The 20,672-nt window shown below is 34.8% G+C and carries 19 protein-coding genes; 10 read left to right on the plus strand and 9 right to left on the minus strand.

Annotated features, from left to right (window positions below):
• The first annotated feature begins 254 nt into the window (after nucleotides 1-254).
• From HMPREF2864_RS02890 to HMPREF2864_RS02900, 3 genes are all read left to right on the plus strand, one after another.
• The gene (locus tag HMPREF2864_RS02890) at nucleotides 255-1,286 is read left to right on the plus strand and encodes an NAD(P)/FAD-dependent oxidoreductase (RefSeq protein WP_070544984.1); all 1,032 of its coding nucleotides are present in this window, start codon (nucleotides 255-257) and stop codon (nucleotides 1,284-1,286) included.
• A gap of 19 nt (nucleotides 1,287-1,305) precedes the next feature.
• Nucleotides 1,306-1,707 carry a GNAT family N-acetyltransferase gene (locus HMPREF2864_RS02895; RefSeq protein WP_002460201.1) on the plus strand — a complete coding sequence of 134 codons (402 nt, stop codon included), beginning with the start codon at nucleotides 1,306-1,308 and terminating at the stop codon, nucleotides 1,705-1,707.
• A 366-nt stretch (nucleotides 1,708-2,073) separates the two neighbouring features.
• Nucleotides 2,074-2,268, plus strand: a complete 195-nt coding sequence (locus tag HMPREF2864_RS02900; protein WP_002460200.1) for a hypothetical protein — start codon at nucleotides 2,074-2,076, stop codon at nucleotides 2,266-2,268.
• A gap of 346 nt (nucleotides 2,269-2,614) precedes the next feature.
• On the opposite strand, the gene HMPREF2864_RS02905 is transcribed toward HMPREF2864_RS02900, so the two are convergent.
• Nucleotides 2,615-3,607 (minus strand): acrylyl-CoA reductase family protein, encoded by a 993-nt coding sequence (locus HMPREF2864_RS02905; RefSeq protein ID WP_002460199.1) that lies wholly within the window; start codon nucleotides 3,605-3,607, stop codon nucleotides 2,615-2,617.
• Nucleotides 3,608-3,949: 342 nt separating this feature from the next.
• On the opposite strand from HMPREF2864_RS02905, the gene efeO reads away from it, so the two are divergent.
• Genes efeO through HMPREF2864_RS02920 form a run of 3 tightly spaced genes read left to right on the plus strand, consistent with a single transcriptional unit; the run spans nucleotide 3,950 to nucleotide 7,741 of the window.
• Nucleotides 3,950-4,804, plus strand: coding sequence for an iron uptake system protein EfeO (efeO, locus tag HMPREF2864_RS02910; RefSeq protein WP_070544985.1), 855 nt, complete (start codon nucleotides 3,950-3,952; stop codon nucleotides 4,802-4,804).
• The gene (gene efeB / locus HMPREF2864_RS02915; protein WP_070544986.1) at nucleotides 4,801-6,030 is read left to right on the plus strand and encodes an iron uptake transporter deferrochelatase/peroxidase subunit; all 1,230 of its coding nucleotides are present in this window, start codon (nucleotides 4,801-4,803) and stop codon (nucleotides 6,028-6,030) included. Before efeO ends, efeB begins: the two co-directional genes overlap by 4 nt.
• The gene (locus tag HMPREF2864_RS02920; protein WP_070544987.1) at nucleotides 6,011-7,741 is read left to right on the plus strand and encodes an FTR1 family protein; all 1,731 of its coding nucleotides are present in this window, start codon (nucleotides 6,011-6,013) and stop codon (nucleotides 7,739-7,741) included. Before efeB ends, HMPREF2864_RS02920 begins: the two co-directional genes overlap by 20 nt.
• Before the next feature lie 297 nt (nucleotides 7,742-8,038).
• Here HMPREF2864_RS02920 and tatC read toward each other — a convergent pair whose 3' ends face one another.
• Together tatC and HMPREF2864_RS02930 are read right to left on the minus strand one after the other, a co-directional pair.
• Nucleotides 8,039-8,725, minus strand: a complete 687-nt coding sequence (tatC, locus tag HMPREF2864_RS02925) for a twin-arginine translocase subunit TatC (RefSeq protein WP_172412351.1) — start codon at nucleotides 8,723-8,725, stop codon at nucleotides 8,039-8,041.
• A 10-nt stretch (nucleotides 8,726-8,735) separates the two neighbouring features.
• Nucleotides 8,736-8,960 (minus strand): twin-arginine translocase TatA/TatE family subunit, encoded by a 225-nt coding sequence (locus HMPREF2864_RS02930; protein WP_070544988.1) that lies wholly within the window; start codon nucleotides 8,958-8,960, stop codon nucleotides 8,736-8,738.
• Between the two features lie 143 nt (nucleotides 8,961-9,103).
• Between HMPREF2864_RS02930 and HMPREF2864_RS02935 the strand changes: the two genes are divergently transcribed.
• Nucleotides 9,104-9,631, plus strand: coding sequence for a GNAT family N-acetyltransferase (locus tag HMPREF2864_RS02935; RefSeq protein WP_070544989.1), 528 nt, complete (start codon nucleotides 9,104-9,106; stop codon nucleotides 9,629-9,631).
• A 292-nt stretch (nucleotides 9,632-9,923) separates the two neighbouring features.
• Nucleotides 9,924-10,565 carry a hypothetical protein gene (locus HMPREF2864_RS02940; RefSeq protein ID WP_002478761.1) on the plus strand — a complete coding sequence of 214 codons (642 nt, stop codon included), beginning with the start codon at nucleotides 9,924-9,926 and terminating at the stop codon, nucleotides 10,563-10,565.
• Between the two features lie 44 nt (nucleotides 10,566-10,609).
• Here the strand turns inward: HMPREF2864_RS02940 and HMPREF2864_RS02945 are convergent, their stop codons facing one another.
• Nucleotides 10,610-12,310 carry a CDP-glycerol glycerophosphotransferase family protein gene (locus HMPREF2864_RS02945; RefSeq protein WP_070544990.1) on the minus strand — a complete coding sequence of 567 codons (1,701 nt, stop codon included), beginning with the start codon at nucleotides 12,308-12,310 and terminating at the stop codon, nucleotides 10,610-10,612.
• Nucleotides 12,311-12,602: 292 nt separating this feature from the next.
• Between HMPREF2864_RS02945 and HMPREF2864_RS02950 the strand changes: the two genes are divergently transcribed.
• Nucleotides 12,603-14,204: an L-lactate permease gene (locus HMPREF2864_RS02950; protein WP_002478763.1), complete on the plus strand. Its 1,602-nt coding sequence runs from the start codon at nucleotides 12,603-12,605 to the stop codon at nucleotides 14,202-14,204.
• 207 nt (nucleotides 14,205-14,411) lie between these two features.
• On the opposite strand, the gene HMPREF2864_RS02955 is transcribed toward HMPREF2864_RS02950, so the two are convergent.
• Nucleotides 14,412-15,560, minus strand: a complete 1,149-nt coding sequence (locus HMPREF2864_RS02955; protein ID WP_002460187.1) for a glycosyltransferase family 4 protein — start codon at nucleotides 15,558-15,560, stop codon at nucleotides 14,412-14,414.
• Between the two features lie 299 nt (nucleotides 15,561-15,859).
• Here HMPREF2864_RS02955 and mqo point away from each other — a divergent pair, with 299 nt between their 5' ends.
• A complete protein-coding gene (mqo, locus tag HMPREF2864_RS02960; protein ID WP_002460186.1) occupies nucleotides 15,860-17,338 on the plus strand; it encodes a malate dehydrogenase (quinone) in 1,479 nt (492 codons plus the stop codon).
• Nucleotides 17,339-17,434: 96 nt separating this feature from the next.
• Here the strand turns inward: mqo and HMPREF2864_RS02965 are convergent, their stop codons facing one another.
• From HMPREF2864_RS02965 to HMPREF2864_RS02980, 4 genes are all read right to left on the minus strand, one after another.
• Nucleotides 17,435-17,893, minus strand: coding sequence for a DUF3021 domain-containing protein (locus HMPREF2864_RS02965; RefSeq protein ID WP_002460184.1), 459 nt, complete (start codon nucleotides 17,891-17,893; stop codon nucleotides 17,435-17,437).
• Entirely contained in the window at nucleotides 17,890-18,330 is a 441-nt protein-coding gene (locus tag HMPREF2864_RS02970) for a LytTR family DNA-binding domain-containing protein (RefSeq protein WP_002460182.1), read from the minus strand. Before HMPREF2864_RS02970 ends, HMPREF2864_RS02965 begins: the two co-directional genes overlap by 4 nt.
• Nucleotides 18,331-18,617: 287 nt before the next feature.
• The gene (locus HMPREF2864_RS02975; protein ID WP_070544991.1) at nucleotides 18,618-19,988 is read right to left on the minus strand and encodes a sensor histidine kinase; all 1,371 of its coding nucleotides are present in this window, start codon (nucleotides 19,986-19,988) and stop codon (nucleotides 18,618-18,620) included.
• A complete protein-coding gene (locus HMPREF2864_RS02980) occupies nucleotides 19,981-20,655 on the minus strand; it encodes a response regulator transcription factor (protein ID WP_070544992.1) in 675 nt (224 codons plus the stop codon). The genes HMPREF2864_RS02975 and HMPREF2864_RS02980 overlap by 8 nt, the downstream gene beginning before the upstream one ends.
• Nucleotides 20,656-20,672: the final 17 nt, after the last annotated feature.

Genomic DNA, 20,672 nt, shown 5'->3' on the forward strand with positions numbered 1-20,672 from the left:
GTTGACTAGGATTGAAAAAAGCTTGGTATAAGCGCATTTTCAATCCAGCCAGCTACTGCCAACATAGAGTTCAGAGCTTAAAACATAATGATGCCCCAGATGCTACGCTTATATAGCCGCCAATACATTTGTCCAGAAACTTAAGCGCTTTCTTTTCAACATGTTTTCTAACTGTAGTATAATTGTCCTCATATAATGATAATGTTTATCAATTAAAGGATATCATGTTTTAAATATATGAGGAGGATTCATGTATGGAGGATGTAATCGTTATTGGGGGCGGTCCTGCTGGTTTATTTGCAAGTTTTTATTCTGGATTAAGAGGCATGTCGGTCAGAATCATTGATGTACAAGATAAGCTGGGTGGTAAGATGCAGCTTTACCCCGAAAAAATCATTTGGGATATTGGTGGTATTGCGCCGAAGCCATGCTATCAAATTATTGAAGATATGATTGCGCAAGGTTTATATTTTAATCCACTTGTTAATTTGCAAACACGTGTTGTTGATATTCGCAAACGTGCTGAACGTTATTTTGAGGTAGAAACGGCGACTGGGGATGTATTTGAGTCTAAGGCAGTTATTTTTGCGATTGGTGGCGGAATTATTAATCCTAAACCACTAGAAATTAGTGGAGTAGAGCGTTATCAATTAACGAATTTGCATTACGTTGTTCAATCTTTAAGTAAATTTAAAGACAAAGAGATTCTTATCTCTGGCGGCGGTAATACTGCATTAGATTGGGCACGTGATTTAGCACCGATTGCGAAGCGTGTGACGGTGGTTTATCGTAAAATGGAAACGTCAGGTTATGAAGTGATGCATTCCGTTTTAACAGAGCGTGGTGTAACACTGATGCCACGGACGCAAATTAAGCAATTGATTGGTGATGACAAGAATCAGCGTATCCATAAAGTGTGTTTGGAACATTTGGATTCAGGGGATACTGAAACACATCGTTTTGATGATGTCATTATTAGTCATGGTTTTGACCATGAAAATCCACTGTTAACAGATTGTACTTCAAAGCTAGAACGGTATGACGATTATCGTGTTAAAGGATTTGGTAATACAACGACAAATATTCCAGGTATTTTTGCGTGTGGCGATATTGTTCATCATGATGCGAAAGTGCATTTAATTGCCAGTGCGTTTAGTGATGCGGGGAATGCTGCGAATTTAGCTAAAACATATATTGAACCTGAAGCAAGTGATGAAGGTTATGTGTCTAGTCATAATGACATTTTTAAAGCAGCGAATCAGTCTATTCTTGCACAATATTTATAATTAGGAAAAGGGTGGAACCATGGTTAGAGTAAGTTATGAATCTCCATCAGTACAAGACTATTGCGCACTACGTGTCGAGGCGGGAATGAGCCCAAAATCTGAAGCTGCAGCTCAAAAAGGATTACCTCATGCTTGTTTTAATGTAACATTGTATGATGAAGCGACGCTTGTCGGCATGGGACGTGTGATTGGTGATGGTGGCACTGCATTGCAAATAGTTGATATTGCAGTGCGACCTTCATATCAAGGACAAGGCTTTGGTAAATGTATTTTACAAGAAATTATGTCTTATATAGATCGTATTGCTGAACAAGGTACTTATGTTAGTTTAATTGCTGATTATCCGGCAGACCAATTGTATGCGCAATTTGGTTTTACTTCAACTGAACCGAAGTCTGGTGGCATGTATAAGGTTTATTGATACAACAGCAAGGGGAAACGGAATGCATTTTTAAATTCGTATGCCAGAATACTCAACTACTGACAATATAATAGTTAAGAAAGTCCATGGCATAAATGTCAAAATAATAGCCCAAAGACGATTTTTTATTTTAAATCATCTTTGTGCTTTTTCTATTTGAGTAAGTAGTTGTATATTTAAGTTTTGATTTTTATTGTCTAGATTTATTTTTTAAGACTTTTTTCAGTTTATCTTTTTACTTAATTTAATTAAGGTATTATTTTTGGCTGAGTTAATATTTGAAAACTATATAAAAGTGTTATATGCTCATTAAAAGTACATGAATAATATTATTAATATAATGTTGCAAGATATAAGGAGTTTCCGATGAATGAAAATTTAGAAAAATATATAAAAAGCTTACCAATTTTAGGGTTGTTTATTAGTATTTTTTTGATGATTTTATTCTTTTTCATTTGGAAAGCGGAAGGGAATTTATTTATTATTTTTTTGTATTGCTTATTACCTGTAATTGTCAATACTTCTATTTATGGTGCATTTAAACTTTATAAGAATAAGTAATGTGATGAATGTTATTGTTTTCAAGAAATCTTTCATTTTAAAAAGCATTATCTATAAAGGCTGCTATGCCAACAAAAGGAAACTCAAAGATGAGTTTCCTTTTGTCGTGTATTCGATAATTTTTCTAGTCTCTTTTTTAGTGACTACCATAATTCCTAGAATTAAAGCGATAAATAGAACAAATTATATTATTAAAGAAATGCAAGAAATAGCAAATGTTATGTCAAATATAGTCCAAATGATACTATTTTTAAATGATTTTAGAAACGATTTAATGGGTACCAAATTGCTTTATTTGGATGCAGTAATAAAACAAAAATTTTTCTATGTCCTAGTCGTATTTTGTTTATTTATTAAAGTCGATTACAACGCGTCCTGCTTGTCGATGGTTAATAATCTTGTCTAAATATGTCGGTAGGTCCTTAAAGGCAATGCTTGTTTTAATATCATGCAATTGGTCTGGTCTTAAATCAGTTGCTAAGCGACGCCATACGCGCTCTCTGACTTTCATAGGTGTGAAGACCGAATCGATACCTAGTATATTCGCACCACGTAAAATAAATGGGAAAACGGTACTGTCAAAATGATTACCACCTGTTAGGCCAATTAGGGCGAGACTACCTCCATAATCTAAGCGTTTGAGTACGTAAGATAGGCCTTCGCCACCAATCGGATCCACAGCTGCTTGCCAAGTGCGACTGGCAAGTGGCTTTTGGTCGTCCTGTTCTATACGGTCAATGATTTTTGTGGCACCTAACTGCGTTAATCGTTCTTTAGATTCATGATTTCCTGTACTGGCAATGACCTGATAGCCAAGTGTGCTAAGCATCATGACAGCGAGTGAGCCAACGCCACCTGAAGCACCTCTTACAAGTACCTCTTTGCCTTCAATAGTCATGCCTTGATTTTCTAGGCGTTCGATGGCTAATCCGGCAGTATAACCAGCAGTACCATAAATCATGGTTTCTTCCAATGTAAGATGTTCGGGTAGCGGTACAATCCAGTCTGAATTCACTCGAGCATATTCACTAAATCCTCCAAAGTGACTAACACCTAAATCGTAGCTTGTAACAATCACTTCTTGACCTTTTGAATAACGTGGGTCATCGCTATGTTCGATGGTGCCAGCTAAATCGATCCCTGGTACCATTGGATAATTTTTAATTACTCCGTTATTGTCTTGTGTGGCAAGGGCATCTTTGTAATTAATGCTTGAGTATTGCACTTTGACTAATACGTCACCTTCTGGTAGGTCGTCGTTAGTTAACTGTATAAAGTCACCTTGAACCTTACCATCATCATCTTGAGTTACTTGGAAAGCGTTAAATTGTTGCGTCATCTGTATGTTTGCCTCCTTAGATTGTTGTACAACGTCATTATCATTATTTACCCTAATTCAATTTTTCTTATACAAATAGCAATACATCAAATATTTTTGATGATTAAAATAATAAAAAAATATTTCAATATATCACTATTATTATGGGCATTGACATGAATTCATGGGCAATCTATAATTAGTTTGATAATGATTATCAATTGTGTGCATACATTTTATTTTCTAGTGAGAAATACTACTATAACAATTATTAAATAAGCAAATCTTAGCATTAGTTATTCTCATTTAGAACGGTTGTACAATGGTTTGATGATTGTTCATAACATACTTGAGGTGATTATTTTGAAAAAACTATCAACAATATTATTAGCTTCGTCATTACTATTAGCAGCATGTGGTAGCCAAGATGGCGGACAGGATTCACATTCTAAAAATAAGAGTAGCAAAAGCAATAACACAGCAGAGTTGAAAAAAGCTACTAAAGAATATGAAAAGTATACAGATAAACAATTAGATAAGTTTTTAAAAGGGACAACAGATTTTGTTAATGCAGTGAAGAATGATGATATGGAAAAAGCAAAATCGCTATATCCTAAAGTACGTATGTATTATGAACGTTCAGAACCTGTAGCAGAAGCTTTTGGTGATTTAGATCCGAAAATCGATGCACGTCTCGCTGATATGAAAGAAGAGAAAAAAGAAGATAAATGGACGGGTTATCATAAGATTGAAAGATCGTTATACCAAGATAATAAAATTGATGCAACAACGAAAAAAGATGCTGATCAATTGTTGAAAGATGCCAAAGAGTTAGATGCCAAAGCAGACACATTAAAAATCACACCTAAATTAATGTTACAAGGATCTGTGGATTTACTTAATGAAGTATCAACATCTAAAATCACTGGTGAAGAAGAAATTTATTCTCATACTGACTTATATGACTTCAAAGCCAACATTGAAGGTGCACAAAAAATTTATACACTATTTAAACCAGAATTAAATAAAAAAGATAAAAAGTTATCAGCAGATATTCAAAAGAACTTTGATAAAGTGAACAAACTGTTAGACAAATATAAAGACGGTGACGGCTACAAACCATATGGTGATGTTTCTAAAGCAGATAGAAAAGCGTTAGCAGATGCAGTGAATGCATTAGGGGAACCGTTGAGTAAAATGGCCGTGATTACAGAATGAGTAATCAAGACGAACAACAAAAAGGACAAGTCTCAAGACGTTCCTTCTTAAAAATGTTAGGAATTGGTGGCGCGGGTGTCGTCATCGGCGCAAGTGGTGCAGGTAGTGTATTTTCATTTAAGTCAATGTTTGATACGCCAGAAGATAAAGAGAAAGATGCTTTTGAATTCTATGGCAAGGTTCAAGCTGGTATAACAACGCCAACGCAAAAGACATGTAATTTTGTAGCATTAGAACTTAAATCTCGTGATAAAGCAGAAATTAAGAAGATGTTTCAAAAATGGACGGATATGACTGTAAGTCTAACTGAAGGCGAACCAGTTGAAAAGGATAGAAGTCATAATACGTTGTTACCTCCAGCAGATACAGGGGAATCGATTGGCTTAGGTGCAAGTAAGTTAACAATCACGTACGGTGTTAGTAAATCATTTTTAAAGAAAGTAGGTCTATCATCTAAGATACCTAAAGACTTTAAAGATTTACCTCATTTTGCAAATGATCAATTGGAAGATGAGTATAGTGATGGTGATATCATGATTCAAGCTTGCTCTAATGATTCACAAGTGACATTCCATGCGGTACATAATCTAATTCGTCTGTTTAGAGACTTAGTTAAAGTGAAATGGTCACAAACTGGTTTTGTTTCCGGAAAATTAGATGAAACACCAAGAAACTTAATGGCATTTAAAGATGGTACAGTCAATCCACGTAAAAGTGATGAATATAAAAACTATGTCTTTATTGATGATGGTTGGGCAAAGCATGGAACTTATTGCATTATTCGCCGTATTCAAATTCACATTGAAACATGGGACCGTACAGCTTTAGAAGAACAAGAAGCGACATTTGGTCGTAAACGTAGTTCAGGTGCACCATTAACTGGGGAAAAAGAATTTGATGAGCTTGATTTAGACGCAAAAGATAGTTCAGGTGAGTATGTGATTCCTAAAGATGCACATGCACGTTTGGCACATGAAGCTAAGACGTCCATCAAACGTCGTGCATATAATTATTTAGGCGGTACGAATGAAAAAACAGGTGCATTAGAAACAGGTTTAATGTTTATATGTTTCCAAAAATCACCACAACAGTTTATTGATATTCAAAACCATTTAGGTCATCAGGATAAGCTAAATGAGTATATTACACATCGAGGATCGGCTACATTTTTAGTGTTGCCTGGTGTGAAAAAAGGAGGCTACCTTGGTGAAACGTTATTTAATTAAGGTTGTTATTCTTTTAGCTATACTCACAATGGCTTTCCGGATGGCGCCTATGCCTTCAGCGGCAGCAGATAAGCCATCGATTAGTGATGTCTATGTTTCTATTACGGATGCTAAATCAATTTTAGAAGACAAATCAAAAAGCGATAAAGATAAAAAGCAAGCGATTAAAGATATTGATAAACAGCTAGATACATTAAAAATTAAAAATACGAAACAGGGGAAAGATGTTAAGCAGCAATGGCAAGCAGTTAAGAAAACATCTTCAACTGAGTCACAAGCAGCAAAATTATCTGAAGTCACAAAATCATTAATTGCTTATGAGAATGCTGAATCTTCTGGAGATGCATCGAAAAAAATTAAAGAATTACAACAACAAGTAGATGCCAAAGACAGTCAGATGCAACAGGCAATTAAGGATAAAGATGAGACAAAGTTACAATCTATAAATAATAGTTTGAATCAGATTTGGACAAGTCATGAAACGGTTATCCGTAACTATGATGATTCAAAATATGGTCAAATCGAAGTGAACTTGATGCAGTTACGTGTGGCAGTTCAAAAAGAACCTTTAGATATCAATAAAGTTAAAAATGCTTGGACAACATTTAAAACAAGCATTGACCAAGTTGATCAAAAACAATCAAATCAAAGTTCAGATAAGTATAATGTGACACAATTAAATGATGAATTGGATAAAGCCATTAAAGGTATTGAAAATAATCAATTGAAACAAACAGACGATGCTTTAAGTAAATTCATTCAAATTTGGCCTTACGTAGAAGGTAAAATTCAAACGAAAAATGCGTCACTCTATACAACGATAGAAGATAAGATTCCTTATTATCAAAGTATATTAGATGATAGTAATAAAGACCGTGTTAAAGAAGGTCTACAAGATATTAATTCAGACATCAAAGATACGGTCGGCAAAGATAGTTATTCCTTTGTTGATGTCATGATTATTTTCTTGCGTGAAGGTCTTGAAGTATTACTTATCATTATGACATTGACAACAATGACACGTAATGTGAAAGATACGAAAGGTACAGCAAGTGTTCTAGGTGGTGCGATGCTTGGTTTAATTCTAAGTCTTGCCTTAGCCGTTGTCTTTATTCAAACTTTAGGTAATAATGGTTTGTTACGTGAAGGTATGGAAGCGACGTTAGGCATTATTGCCGTCGTCTTGATGTATATTGTAGGTATTTGGATGCATCGCCGTTCAAGTGCAAAACGTTGGAATGACTTAATTCAGTCCATGTATCAAAATGCAATTAGCAACGGCAACCTAGTATTGTTAGGTACGATTTGTTTAATTTCAGTGCTTAGAGAAGGTGTAGAAGTTATTATCTTCTATATGGGTATGATAGGCAGTATCCAGACAATAGACTTTGTGATTGGCATTGCCTTAGCCATTGTAATCCTTATTATCTTCGCATTGATATTTAGATTTATTGTTAAACTGATACCAATTTATTACATTTTCAGAGTGCTTTCTATATTTATCTTCTTAATGGCGTTCAAAATGTTAGGTGTTAGTATTCAAAAACTTCAATTACTTGGTACATTACCGCAACATAGTATTGAGGGCTTACCAACTATAAGCGTAATCGGATTCTATCCAAGCTTTGAAACGATTGGCGCGCAAATCATTTACATTATTTTAGTCATTGTGTTTATGAGAACACAACGTCAGCAAACGCAAACGACATAAATAAAACATATTAAGATGAGCTGTGAAGAAGATCTATAACAATGGGTTTCTTCACAGCTATTTTTATAGATAGAAAGGCATGGCTATAGTTATAACAGATTAAAGTTTAAAGTACTGGTAGGGTTTCCGCTATATCATTGATATGGTAAGAAACATCATTTAAAGGTATTAAAACTGAAGAGGCTGAAGCTGTTTCCTTAGCCAAAGTGACAATCATACGAAAAGAAGCACAAAGACGATTTTTAAATTCAAATCATCTTTGTGCTAATATTTTGGGATTGTTGTCCCGGCCTAATTTTAATTGCTATGTGTGATTTTAGCAATAAACATACTAAATTCAAACAATAGAATGATAGGTAATGTCAATAATAAATTGAGTGTGATATCTGGAGGTGCGATAATACTTGCGGCAACAAAACAACCGAAATAAATATATTTGCGGTATTTGCCCAATTGATGTACATCAATTAAATCAAAACGTGCCAGTCCCATAAATAACGTCGGTAACTGAAAGAGGATACCAAAGACAAACAACCAACGAATGAGTTCGCCTAAATATGACTTAAAGCCGATAGTTGGGTCAATATGTAGCATTTCCGATAAATTCAGTGAAAAATTAATAACTAAAGGAAATCCGATATAGAATGCGAATAATACGCCTAGAATAAACAACCCTGCACACCATATACTATAGCGATAAATAAATAGACGTTCATTTTGATGTAATCCTGGCGCAATAAATGCCCATAGTTGATAAAAAACGAATGGCACTATTAAGCATAGTGCCACAAAGAAGATAATCATGACATAAATTTGTATCATTTCAGTAAATGAGAAGGCGTGTAACGTTACATTTGCGCGCTTGATATAGTTGATAAATGGATTTATCCACCAATGTGATGATGCGTATACAATGATGGTAGATACCAAAAATGCAATGATTATCTTGACGAAGCGTCTGCGCAATTCATCAATGTGTTCCAGCAGGGTATAATTACTTAGGTTGCTCTCGTTGTGATTTGGACTCTTTACTGGGAGTATCAAGTGAATGATCTTCATCTAAGTGTTCGGCTGCTGACTTAAATTCTCGTAATGTACTGCCAATAGCTTTACCGAACTGGGGTAATTTCTTAGGACCGAAAATAATTAATGCGATTATACTAATAACAACTAAACTTGTAGGACCGGTAATACCTACTGCAAAAATGTTTGGTAACATAGTTAAAACCTCACTCCAAATGGATTATTCATTTCAATTATAACTTTATACTCATTGATAAAGATTATCAATGATAAATTTGTGTTATCTTAAATTTAATGGTCTTATGTGGGAGAATCTAACCATTTTAAAGGGAGTTGATCATGATGACAAAGGAAACTATCACTGCAGTACAAGCTTCAGAAATTGAAGATTTACAAGCAATTGCGCAACGCACATTTCATGCTACATTTGAAGGGTCTTATTCAGAAGCTGATTTTTCACAATTTTTTGCAGAGAATTACAATTTAGATATTTTAACGACAGAATTTCACAACCCCGAATCATTTCATTACTTTTATAAAGTCAAAGGACAAATTGTGGGATATTTAAAATTAAATATCGATGCTGCCCAAACGGAAGCTAAGGGTCCAGCATATTTAGAAATACAACGCATTTACTTTGATAAAGCATATCAAGGTGGAGGTAGAGGGAAAAAGTTTATTCAACTGGCTCTCAATAAGGCGTTGGAATATCAAAAGACAAAGGTATGGCTAGGCGTATGGGAACATAATCCTCAAGCCTTAGTATTTTATAAGACATGTGGTTTTAAAGTAACTGGACAACATGAATTTAAGACGGGAGATGTCATTGATATCGATTTAATTATGGAACGCAGCGTGGCGGATTAATTTTTAAAGGTTTAGTAGCGTCTAGTGCATTATCATATTTAAAGCTATGAACTAAATATTGGCAGTAGTTGACAGCATTGAAAATATGCTGATACCAAGCTGTTTTTCAATTCTAGTCAATTGTGCCGGAACGGGACTACAAATTCATAATGAATTCTGTCACTTTCTTTAATTTGTACGAAATTTGTAAATAAAAAACTTAAAAATTAACATAAAATTAGTATTTTTAATGTATAGTATAAGTATCAAGCATGTCATAATGCTTAGACGATAAGATAATGGAGGAGTTATAATGAAAAGATTATTAGCAAGTATATTGATTCTATCTTTATCTTTAGCGGCCTGTTCGCATGATGATGGCAACAGTAATAAGGAAGATACTAACAAATCAGAACAACATGATAGCCAAAAAACAGATAAAAACAAACAAAAAGATAAGAAAGATAAGAAATCAAATGTTCAAAAAGATGACGATGAGCAAGCAACGAATGACTCAAAAGACAACAGCTCAGAGAAAAACAGCAACAAGCAAAATAATGCTTCTCAATCGCAGTCTGGTGCTCAACAAGGTCAAGCAACAAATCAGAACAACCAAGCTAATAATAACAAAGGACAATCTCATTATGTTAAGCCATATCAAAGTCCCAATGCAGCTTATGTCTCAAGACAGCTAACAATATTTAACGGTAATGAAAATACAGCTTTAAAACAATTGCCTAACTTCAAAAACGCTTTAACAAAAGCGAATCAAGAAGTAAATAAAATTCACCAAATGCAATGTCAATATAATGATTATGCCATTCAATCTCATAATGGACGCTATGAGTATCTGTTTAGTTTTAAAAATCCTAAACAACAAGGAACTTATACCATTGTATCAGTGAATGGACAAGGTCAACCAAGTATTATTGAACCAGCATATCAACCTAAATAACAGATTACAGCCGACGTTAATAAAAGCGTCGGCTGTAATCTTTTTTAGTTATCAGCGTGTTTCTTATGGAGTTCTTTTAAAATCACGTCCGTAATCTCTGCTAATGCATGATTTGATTTATTGACAAAAGGATGATTGATGGATGGAATGCGCTGTTCAATTAAATCCTCATGTAACAATGCCTCATCTTTATACCATACGGGTCGAAGTGCGGACAAGACATGTTCATAAATACCACGTTCTTGTTGGTACGTTTCATGTTGTGGTGTAAATAGACATACCTTTTTATCTATGGTTAATGCGTCAAAGATGATAGAGGAATAATCTGTAACAATGATATCGGCGATTAATATTAAATCTTGTGTCTCAATATCTTTAGGCGCACGAATCACACGCTCTGGTAAACTGTAATCTTGTTGGGCTTCAACATGACCTTTGAATATAACATGGTACTGTTGCAATAAATCATCTGTAATTGTCAAATGTTGTTGTACCGTGTCTTTATGCCATGTTGGCGCATATAGAAGTACAGGCTTATCATCAGTGATATGAAGTTTCTTGCTGATGTGTTTGACTTGGGCACGGTCATGACGATGCTGTAGTAAATAGTCTACACGTGGATAACCCACAGGCAAGACGTTAGTCTCTTGATTTGGAAAAGCTGAATTGAAATATGGTACTACAGATGTGGCATCAACGACAAGATAATCTTGTTGAAGCCATTTATTATATTTACGTGCACGATAATTATAGATATTGCTATTTTCATATGGTTCAGCACTATCTAAAAATAAGCGTTTAATGGGTGAACCGTGCCAGAGTTGGATAATTGTACCATTTGGATGATATGTATCTGGCATATAGCTTTCAATCACCACAACTTTGGCACTTTCAATCAGTTCTTGTTTGTTTTCTGCAGAAGTAGAAATAAAATTTGGACCTTTACGTTCATCTGTAATGAAATACGTATCCACCATAGGATTGCGCTTTATAAAATGATTGAATAAGTATTTTGAATTACCACGATAACCATGATCAAAGCCCAAGAAAACAACGTGATCTTTAACCTTCGATGTATCCTTTTGATAAAGATAGCTTAGTTTTTTGTGATTATTGACAGCATGTTGGTGCATCATGTTATATAGCCATTTAGGTAATTTGAATTTTGTCGTTACTAACCAGCTATCGGCAAAGCGCATTTTACTACTATCATCTTTATATTGCGGTTGTGGGAACGGGATAGCTTGGTATTGCTGATATGCTAATTTGTTTAATTCAAAATAATTCGTTGAGTTCATTTGCTGATCAGCTAACCAAGTCCAAAATGTCTCGCTTGCCTGCATTGGTTGAGTAAAATCATATGCCACGTGACCATCGACTACGACATCATCAAATAATAATGTCATAAGCGCTAAGTCAAAAATGTTATGAACGACATCCGTGGATAAATGATGCAAAGCGGTTGGAATATGGTAAACAAGGTTAGGATAATGATTAATATTTTGTGACCATGTTTTAAAGTCAACTTGAGCTTGACCAAAATATCGACAATCATTTAAATATTCTCCGTTGATTGTATAATCAACGACGATTGGATGAGGGTGTAAAGTGACAGACTTCAGCATGTCTTGGTGAATTTTAATTTCGTTCGCATAAGGAGCAAAGTGCGTATAGCCGTCAGCTAATGCACTTTCTAGTTGACTCGTTAATTGTTCCATATGAGAAATGTTAATTTGTTTCAGCATGATTTAACCTTCTATCTGTTAGCGATTTGCATTTATTTTACCATGTCAGATTAGATAATTCACTGATATGCGGCTTACAATCCAATAAAACGATAGTTACATATTTCTCGTAAAAAATACAATGCTAATTTTTGGTTTTAAATGCTTATTTTTGTATAGAATTCATTAGAAATAGTATTGTATTATAGGTATAAAGGTGTTATATTTTTATTGTGAAAAACTTCACAAAGGCTAACTGATGAATGCACACGTTGTGTTCATTGTAAATAAACTACAGAAAGAGGAGTCATGTATGTTAGTTCAATCTTTTAATCCTTTTGATAACTTATTGTTATCAAGCATTGTTGCAGCTATTCCAATTATCTTATTCTTATTATGTCTTACAGTTTTTAAAATGAAAGGGATTTATGCTGCAATCACTACTTTAGTTGTCACTTTGCTTATCGCCATTCCATTCTTTAAACTTCCTGGTGGCATTGCTACTGGTGCCGTAGTAGAAGGTTTCTACCAAGGTATTATTCCAATTGGCTATATTGTAATGATGGCCGTGTTACTTTATAAAATTACACAAGAATCTGGTCAATTCCAAACAATTCAAGATAGCATTACAAGCATTTCACAAGACCAACGTATTCAATTATTATTGATTGGTTTTTCATTTAATGCCTTTTTAGAAGGGGCAGCAGGCTTTGGTGTACCAATTGCAATTTGTGCCTTATTACTTACTCAATTAGGTTTCAGACCTTTACAAGCTGCGATGTTGTGTTTGGTAGCCAATGCAGCGTCTGGTGCATTTGGTGCCATCGGAATTCCAGTAGGTATTGTTGATACATTACACTTGCCTGGACATGTTACAGCTATGGGTGTATCTCAAACATCTACGTTAACTTTAGCCATCATTAACTTCTTTATTCCATTCTTATTAATTGCGATTATCGATGGCTTCAAAGGTATTAAAGAAACTTTACCAGCTATATTAGTAGTATCTATTACGTATACAGTCTTACAAGGTTTACTTACTGTATTCAACGGTCCAGAATTAGCTGACATTGTACCACCATTAGCATCAATGGGGGCATTAGCTTTATTCTCTAGAAAATTCCAACCTAAAAATATCTTTAGAGTTCAAAAAGATGTTAAACCTGAACCAACAAAACATCTTACAGCAAAACAAGTATTATATGCTTGGAGTCCTTTCATTATCTTAACTGTGATTGTGATGGTTTGGAGTTCACCTTCATTTAAAGGATTATTCTTGCCAAAAGGTAAACTCTCATCACTCGTGTTAAACTTCAGTTTACCTGGTACGTTTAGTGATATTGCACACAAACCAATCATGTTATCATTTAACTTCATTGGACAAACTGGTACCGCTATTTTAATCACTATTCTGATTACTGTGTTAATGGCTAAAAAAGTTAGCTTTGGTGATGCTGGTCGATTATTTGGTGTAACGTTTAAAGAACTTTGGTTACCTATTTTAACTATATGTTTCATCTTAGCCATTTCTAAAATCACAACATACGGTGGTTTAAGTAGTGCCATGGGTCAAGGTATTGCAAAAGCAGGTAATGTCTTCCCAGTATTATCTCCAATTCTAGGATGGATTGGTGTATTTATGACTGGTTCAGTTGTAAACAACAACTCGCTATTTGCTCCAATTCAAGCATCTGTAGCACAACAAATTGGCACAAGTGGTTCACTCTTAGTTGCTTCAAATACAGTTGGTGGGGTAGCTGCAAAATTGATTTCTCCTCAATCAATAGCTATTGCTACAGCTGCTGTTAAACAAGTTGGTAAAGAATCTGACTTATTAAAAATGACACTTAAATATAGTATTGGATTATTAATCTTCGTATGTATTTGGACATTCATACTTTCATTAATATTCTAGAAAAGAACTTAATAAATCAGTACTTAATCGTTTCTCTGTAAACGATTAAGTACGGCAACCATGACGGAGCGGGACAACGAATTCATTGTGAATTCGCTGTCCCGCTCTCATTTTCTTTGATTATATACAGAATCCATTTTGCTAGTTAATATGATTGCATCTATATATGAATATTTACGCTGTCATAAGCTGTCCTTCAAATACAACTTATCCTTTGAAAATAGCCATAAACGCAGCATACACATGGTCAGCAGTATATTGCTTTAACGTTTGTTGGCCTGCTTCAATCATTGGGGTTAATTTTGTGTAATATTGTGTCGCAATATCAATGTATTTAGCCAATGATCCGGCATCTCCGTAGTCTGCCAAATAACCATTGGTTCCGGCATTGATAATATAAGATGGTCCTAAAGTGTCTTTAAAGCTAATCACAATATTATGCTGTGCCATAGCTTCAAGAATAACCATGCCAAAGCCCTCATTTCTTGATGGGACGACAGTTATTTTACTACGTGATAGTTTCTTATCTAAGTCTTTTGTGGCAGGAAACAATTTTATAATATCATTTAGGTTATACTGTTCTATCATATTGATTAATGCTGCCTTTTCTTTTCCTTCACCGTAGATGTGGATTTGATAACGAATTTGGCGCAAATCATCTTGTATGCGACGTGCAGCTTCTATGAGTAAGTCATATCCTTTTTCATAGTCTAAGCGACCAGCGCTAATAATGATGTTTTGTTTTTGGGCTCCAATGAAACGATGATTAATAATATTAGGAACTATGTAAACTGGCGTTTGGATGCGTTGTTGATAGGCGAATTGATCACTATCAGTTAATGTTGTTACGGCATCTAAACCTTGATAAGCACGTATTATTTGGTGCTGATAACGTGTTGGATGTGCGTCGAAGTTCATATGTTCCATTCCAATAGTAAAGACATTTTTAGGAGCGAATTGTGCCACGAGTATGTTATAACTGGCACGTGTTCCGACTAATACATCAGTTGCGGTTTGCTTAATGCAGGCAATGATTTTCTTTTCAATAAAACTAGATAATTGACTAAGTCCTGGTTCATATTTAGATATTTTTTTAGGCTTTAGTAATGGCGTGAATTTACGGATACGATTTGCGATAATACCACTTATATTTTGTGGTTTGAGACGATAATCGACAAGGTCTATCACCTTAATGTTATTGTTCAACGCAAAATAAGGTGTGTCGGCTGCACGCAGAACTGAGACAATCGTAACGTCATGGCCGCGCTCTGCTAAAGTATTTGCCAATTGAGAAACTGCTTTAACTGTGCCACCTAAGGCATAAATATTGTGCATTAAAAAAGTAAAAGACTTCATAAAAATTGCCCTCTTTAGTGAAATAGTTTATAAAAATTATATCATGTCTAAACATATGCTGGAAATAACTTAGCAAGCACAATGCACAAAATATTATGAATAATTGAAAATATTTGAACAAATATACTTGTTTAAGCTTTTTTCATAGTTCATTTATGTATATAATTGAGTTAGTCATTATAATTAAGAAAAAGCACCTAAATAAGGTGAATTTTTTAACATTAATTAAGAAAGCGCTTTAAAACAAGCGTTTGTTTGTCAGTCTTAGTTGTGAAACGATAAAGGGGGAAGTGTTTGTTATGAATCAAGCACCTAGCAAGACAGATGTTATCTTAATTGGTGGAGGAATTATGAGTGCGACATTAGGTACGCTTATTACCGAGCTCTCACCAGATAAAGACGTTAAATTATTTGAGAAGTTAGCACAACCGGGGGAAGAAAGTTCAAATGTATGGAATAATGCTGGCACAGGGCACTCAGCATTATGTGAACTGAATTATACGAAAGAAGGACAAAACGGCGACATTGATTGTACGAAAGCAATCAAGATTAACGAACAGTTTCAAATATCTAAACAGTTTTGGGCTTACCTTGTGCGTACTGGCCATTTAACAGAGCCAGGAGACTTCATTCAAGCTGTACCACATATGAGCTTTGTCAAAGGCGTGAATAATGTGAGGTTTTTGAAAAATCGTGTTAAAGCGCTACAGAAGAACGTATTATTTGAAAAAATGGTTTATACAGAAGACAAAGAAAAAATTACCGAATGGGTACCGTTAATGATGGCAGGAAGAACATCTCATGTGCCTATTGCCTTAACACGAGATGAAACAGGTACGGATGTGAATTTTGGTACATTAACTAAGAAGTTGATTGCACAGTTGAAAACAAAAGATGTGGATGTTCATTATCAGCATGAAGTTCAAGATTTAGCACAATTAGATAATGGGGCTTGGCTGGTGACTATTAAAGATTTAGCAACAAATCATATTACAACGTATGAGTCACGTTTTGTCTTTATAGGCGCAGGTGGTGCCAGCTTGCCATTATTACAAAAGACTGGAATTAAGGCTTCTAAACATATAGGTGGCTTTCCAGTAAGTGGTCTCTTCTTAAGATGTACCAATCCAGATGTCATTCAACAGCATCATGCCAAAGTGTATGGTAAGGCAGAGATTGGTGCGCCACCTATGTCAGTACCTCATTTAGACACGCGTTTTGTTAATGGAGAACGCGCGCTATTATTTGGCCCATTTGCTGGATTTTCACCTAAATTTTTAAAAACAGGGTCAAATTTGGATTTAATTAAATCAGTTAAACCTAATAACTTAGTCACGATGTTATCAGCTGGTATTAAAGAAATAGGGTTAACAAAGTATTTAGTTTCGCAGTTAATGTTATCAAATGAAGCTCGTATGAATGATTTACGTGTCTTTGTACCGAATGCGCAAGACGAAGACTGGGAAGTCATTACGGCTGGGCAACGTGTACAAGTGATTAAAGATACTGAACAAAGTAAAGGAAATTTACAGTTTGGGACAGAAGTGATTACAAGTGATGATGGCACGTTAGCAGCATTACTTGGTGCATCTCCAGGGGCATCTACTGCAGTTGATATTATGTTTGATGTATTACAACGTTGCTATAGAGATGAGTTTGAAGATTGGATGCCTAAAATAAAAGAAATGGTACCATCATTTGGCTTAAAGTTATCAGAGCATGAAGATGTTTATCATGCAGTAAATAAAGAAATACAAAAACACCTGCATGTGCAATAATATAACCAAATAGGCTAGGACATCAATATCTTTGACAAGATGAAGCAGGCAATTTCCATTGAAACTTAATAGAAATTGCCTGCTTCATTATTTTTATTATTTCAAACGTTGTTGAAGCTGCTGATTGATTTCATTGACGTAACGTCTGTTTTTCAAAAATGATACGACCCAGATGATCATATAGATGATGACAAAGATAATCGTAAATTTAGTAATGTGTGATAAATCTAGGTTGAACCAGCCTGCAAATGTAGCTAAAGGGAGGAACCCAAGATAGCTACAGACGAAATGTGATGCTGTGGCAGTAGTAATACTCCAATCGGTATGCGTGAAAATAAAGTTTGTTGCAAAAAATACCATGCCGATCAGCAGCCAAATAATAATAGATAACAACATGACAGTAGGTCCATTGAAGTGTTGATAATAAAGCTGTCCGAATGTTGAATCTGGTGCTAACGGATAGTAGTGTTCACCATTTGATATCATGCTAAATATGATGGATAGTGATAGGCCAATAATAAGACTAATAAATAAGCTTTTAGAAAGTGATGTCATATTGATAATCGCTCCTTGATAGATTTTAAATAGCGCCGTGAAGAATAGGTATAATCACAGCCTTCTAAATACATGCGGATTAAGCCGTTGGGTTCTAATTGTAGTTTTATAATTTTATCGATATTCACAATTTCTGATTTTGAAATTCTGATAAAGTTTGAGGTTAACATGTTTTCTAGCTGATATAATCGTTCTTTCACAACATATGTTGTATGGTCTTTAACTGCTGTTACCGTTTTATGCTGAGTGCGAAATGTGGTGATATCTGTGATAGCCAGACGATAGATATCTTCATCATGACGAGCAGTGAGATATTTTGGCTGTGATAATTGGTTCACTGTGTCAATAACAGTTTGAGTGTCGTTATCTAATATAGGCGAATGCACAGCCACATATTGTTCAGTTTCCTTTGGACTAATAAATAATTTTAATTTCATGGCGACTCCTTTCTTTAGCTCTATTTAAGCATGAAATCATATTTGAAGAAATAGCTTATCGCTATGTGGTTATGATTCAGTGATAAGCGGTAAAATAGGGCTGATGATATATATTTAGGCACTATAAAATCACTTGAATCTGAAATATATTACATCATGCTTTAAAAATAAAAATGATACTTTCTATGGAAATAAAACTAGAAAGTACCATTTTTATTGTTTAACTAATATATGTTGCTAGCAGCAATTTTATTTTTAAAATATAACAATTGATTATAGAGCATGGCTTACGGTTTGAAAGGGAGTATGACTGTAAATTGTGTTCCAATAAGATCGTTACTCTCTACTTCAATGTGACCATGGTGAAGTTGAACAATTGCTTGAGTAATTGATAATCCCAGTCCATTACTTGTGTCATTTGAATTTACTTTATAGAAGCGGTCGAAGATGTGCAACTGTGCTTCTTTAGTCATCGGCTGACCATCATTTTGTATCGTAAAATGAACGTGATTGTTTCGATGTTGAAGTTTGATATTAATTGCACCTTCATTATTAGTATATTTGATCGCATTGCGCAGTAAATTTTCAAAGGCTTGATGCAATAATCGCTCATTACCTAACAGGCTTGAAGGTAGTAATTCAGCGTATACGATAATATTTTTACGTTCAATTAAATATTGTTCATGGCGAATCAAGTCTTGGAGTAATAGATCTAACTGTATCGTTGAATTCAATTGAATATGACTTGCATTGTCAAGTTCTGAAAGTATTAACAACTCTCTAGTTAAGTCACTTAAGCGTGAAGTTATGGTGAATAAATCATTGATAATTGTTTGTTGTGTCGCTTTATCGTCGCTTGCTTGTAGTTGTGTTAATGCGTGATGAATGTGAGTTAAAGGTGTCTTCATCTCATGAGAGACATTTTGCACGAAGTGTTGACGCATCGCATCAACTTGCTTTAGTGATTGTCGCATCGTATCGAAACGATATTGCAAAATGCCAATTTCATCTGTTCGCGTTTGTTTAATAGGTGTATCAAAATCACCATGCATCAGTCGCTCTGTGGCATATTTTAATGACTGTATAGGTTTAATAATGGCGTATGTTGAAGCGATAATGAGTGAAATTGAAATGATGAGCAACAAAATGATCAGAAGTGCTAAAAAGATTCTAAATTCACTAAATGTTTGTCCAATGTCAGGACGCATAAATACTGCAACATATCCCTCTGAACTTTTAAATCTTACACCGACTGTATTATCTGTTTCATTGTCAAAAAAGCCTGTGACTAACAATTGAAAAGGCTGTTTCGCAATACCATGATAATCATGACCTTGTAGTACACGTTGAATATTGGTTGCTGAGAGGGTATCTTTGCGAAAATCGGCACCATAAAAATGTTTATGACCGTATTTGTCCACCGTCATAATTTGATAATTCATATCAGCGAGATGCTTGAAAAATGATGATGAAACTTGATGTTGTTGTGCGGCATCAAATTGTCTTGCATCCTTTAACGTTGTCATAATTTTTTGGTCATTTTTAGGCTTTAAATTGAAATGATAGTAGACATTTGATATGAAAAAGCTAAGGATGGCACTTAGTAAAATAACGGTAATGGTATAGATGGCGATTCTTGAATATAAAGATTTAAACATGGGATTCCACCTTGTATCCTTGGCCACGGACGGTTGTGATTGTCACATTGGCTGCTAATTTTGATAAGCGTTGTCTCAAGCGCTTGATATGGACGTCTAAAGTTCGCTCATCTCCCTCATAATCAAATCCCCACACCTTTTCAATAAGCGTGTCTCGTAAAAACACTTGTTTAGGATGGCTCGTGAGCATATATAATAATTGGAATTCCTTTTTGGGTAAAGTCATCGTCTTATGATCTACTTGTACTTCCATGTAATTATCATTTAATGTCAGGTTGCCTAGTTGTATAATGTGTTCAGCATTGATTTGATAGCGGCGAAGTACAGCTTTAATTCGAAAAATAAGTTCCTTAATTTCAAATGGCTTTGTGACATAGTCATCTGTACCACTTAAAAAAGCGCGCTCTTTATCTGTAAGTGCATCACGTGCCGTTAACATAATGACTGGTAGATCAAAATCAAGTTTTATTTGCTGGCATAATTCAAACCCGTCCATACCAGCCATCATAATATCAACAATCGCGATATCGACAGTTTGCTGTTCTAAAAATTGTAAGGCCGCTGTACCACTCGGTTTAGTATAAGTATGATAGCCCTCATTGTTTAAATGGGAAGCTACATAATCTAAAATCGTTTGATCGTCATCCACAATAAGACAATTAACCACGCTACACGCTCCTTTTT

The organism is Staphylococcus sp. HMSC059F04, from assembly GCF_001812565.1.
GTDB lineage: Bacteria > Bacillota > Bacilli > Staphylococcales > Staphylococcaceae > Staphylococcus > Staphylococcus lugdunensis.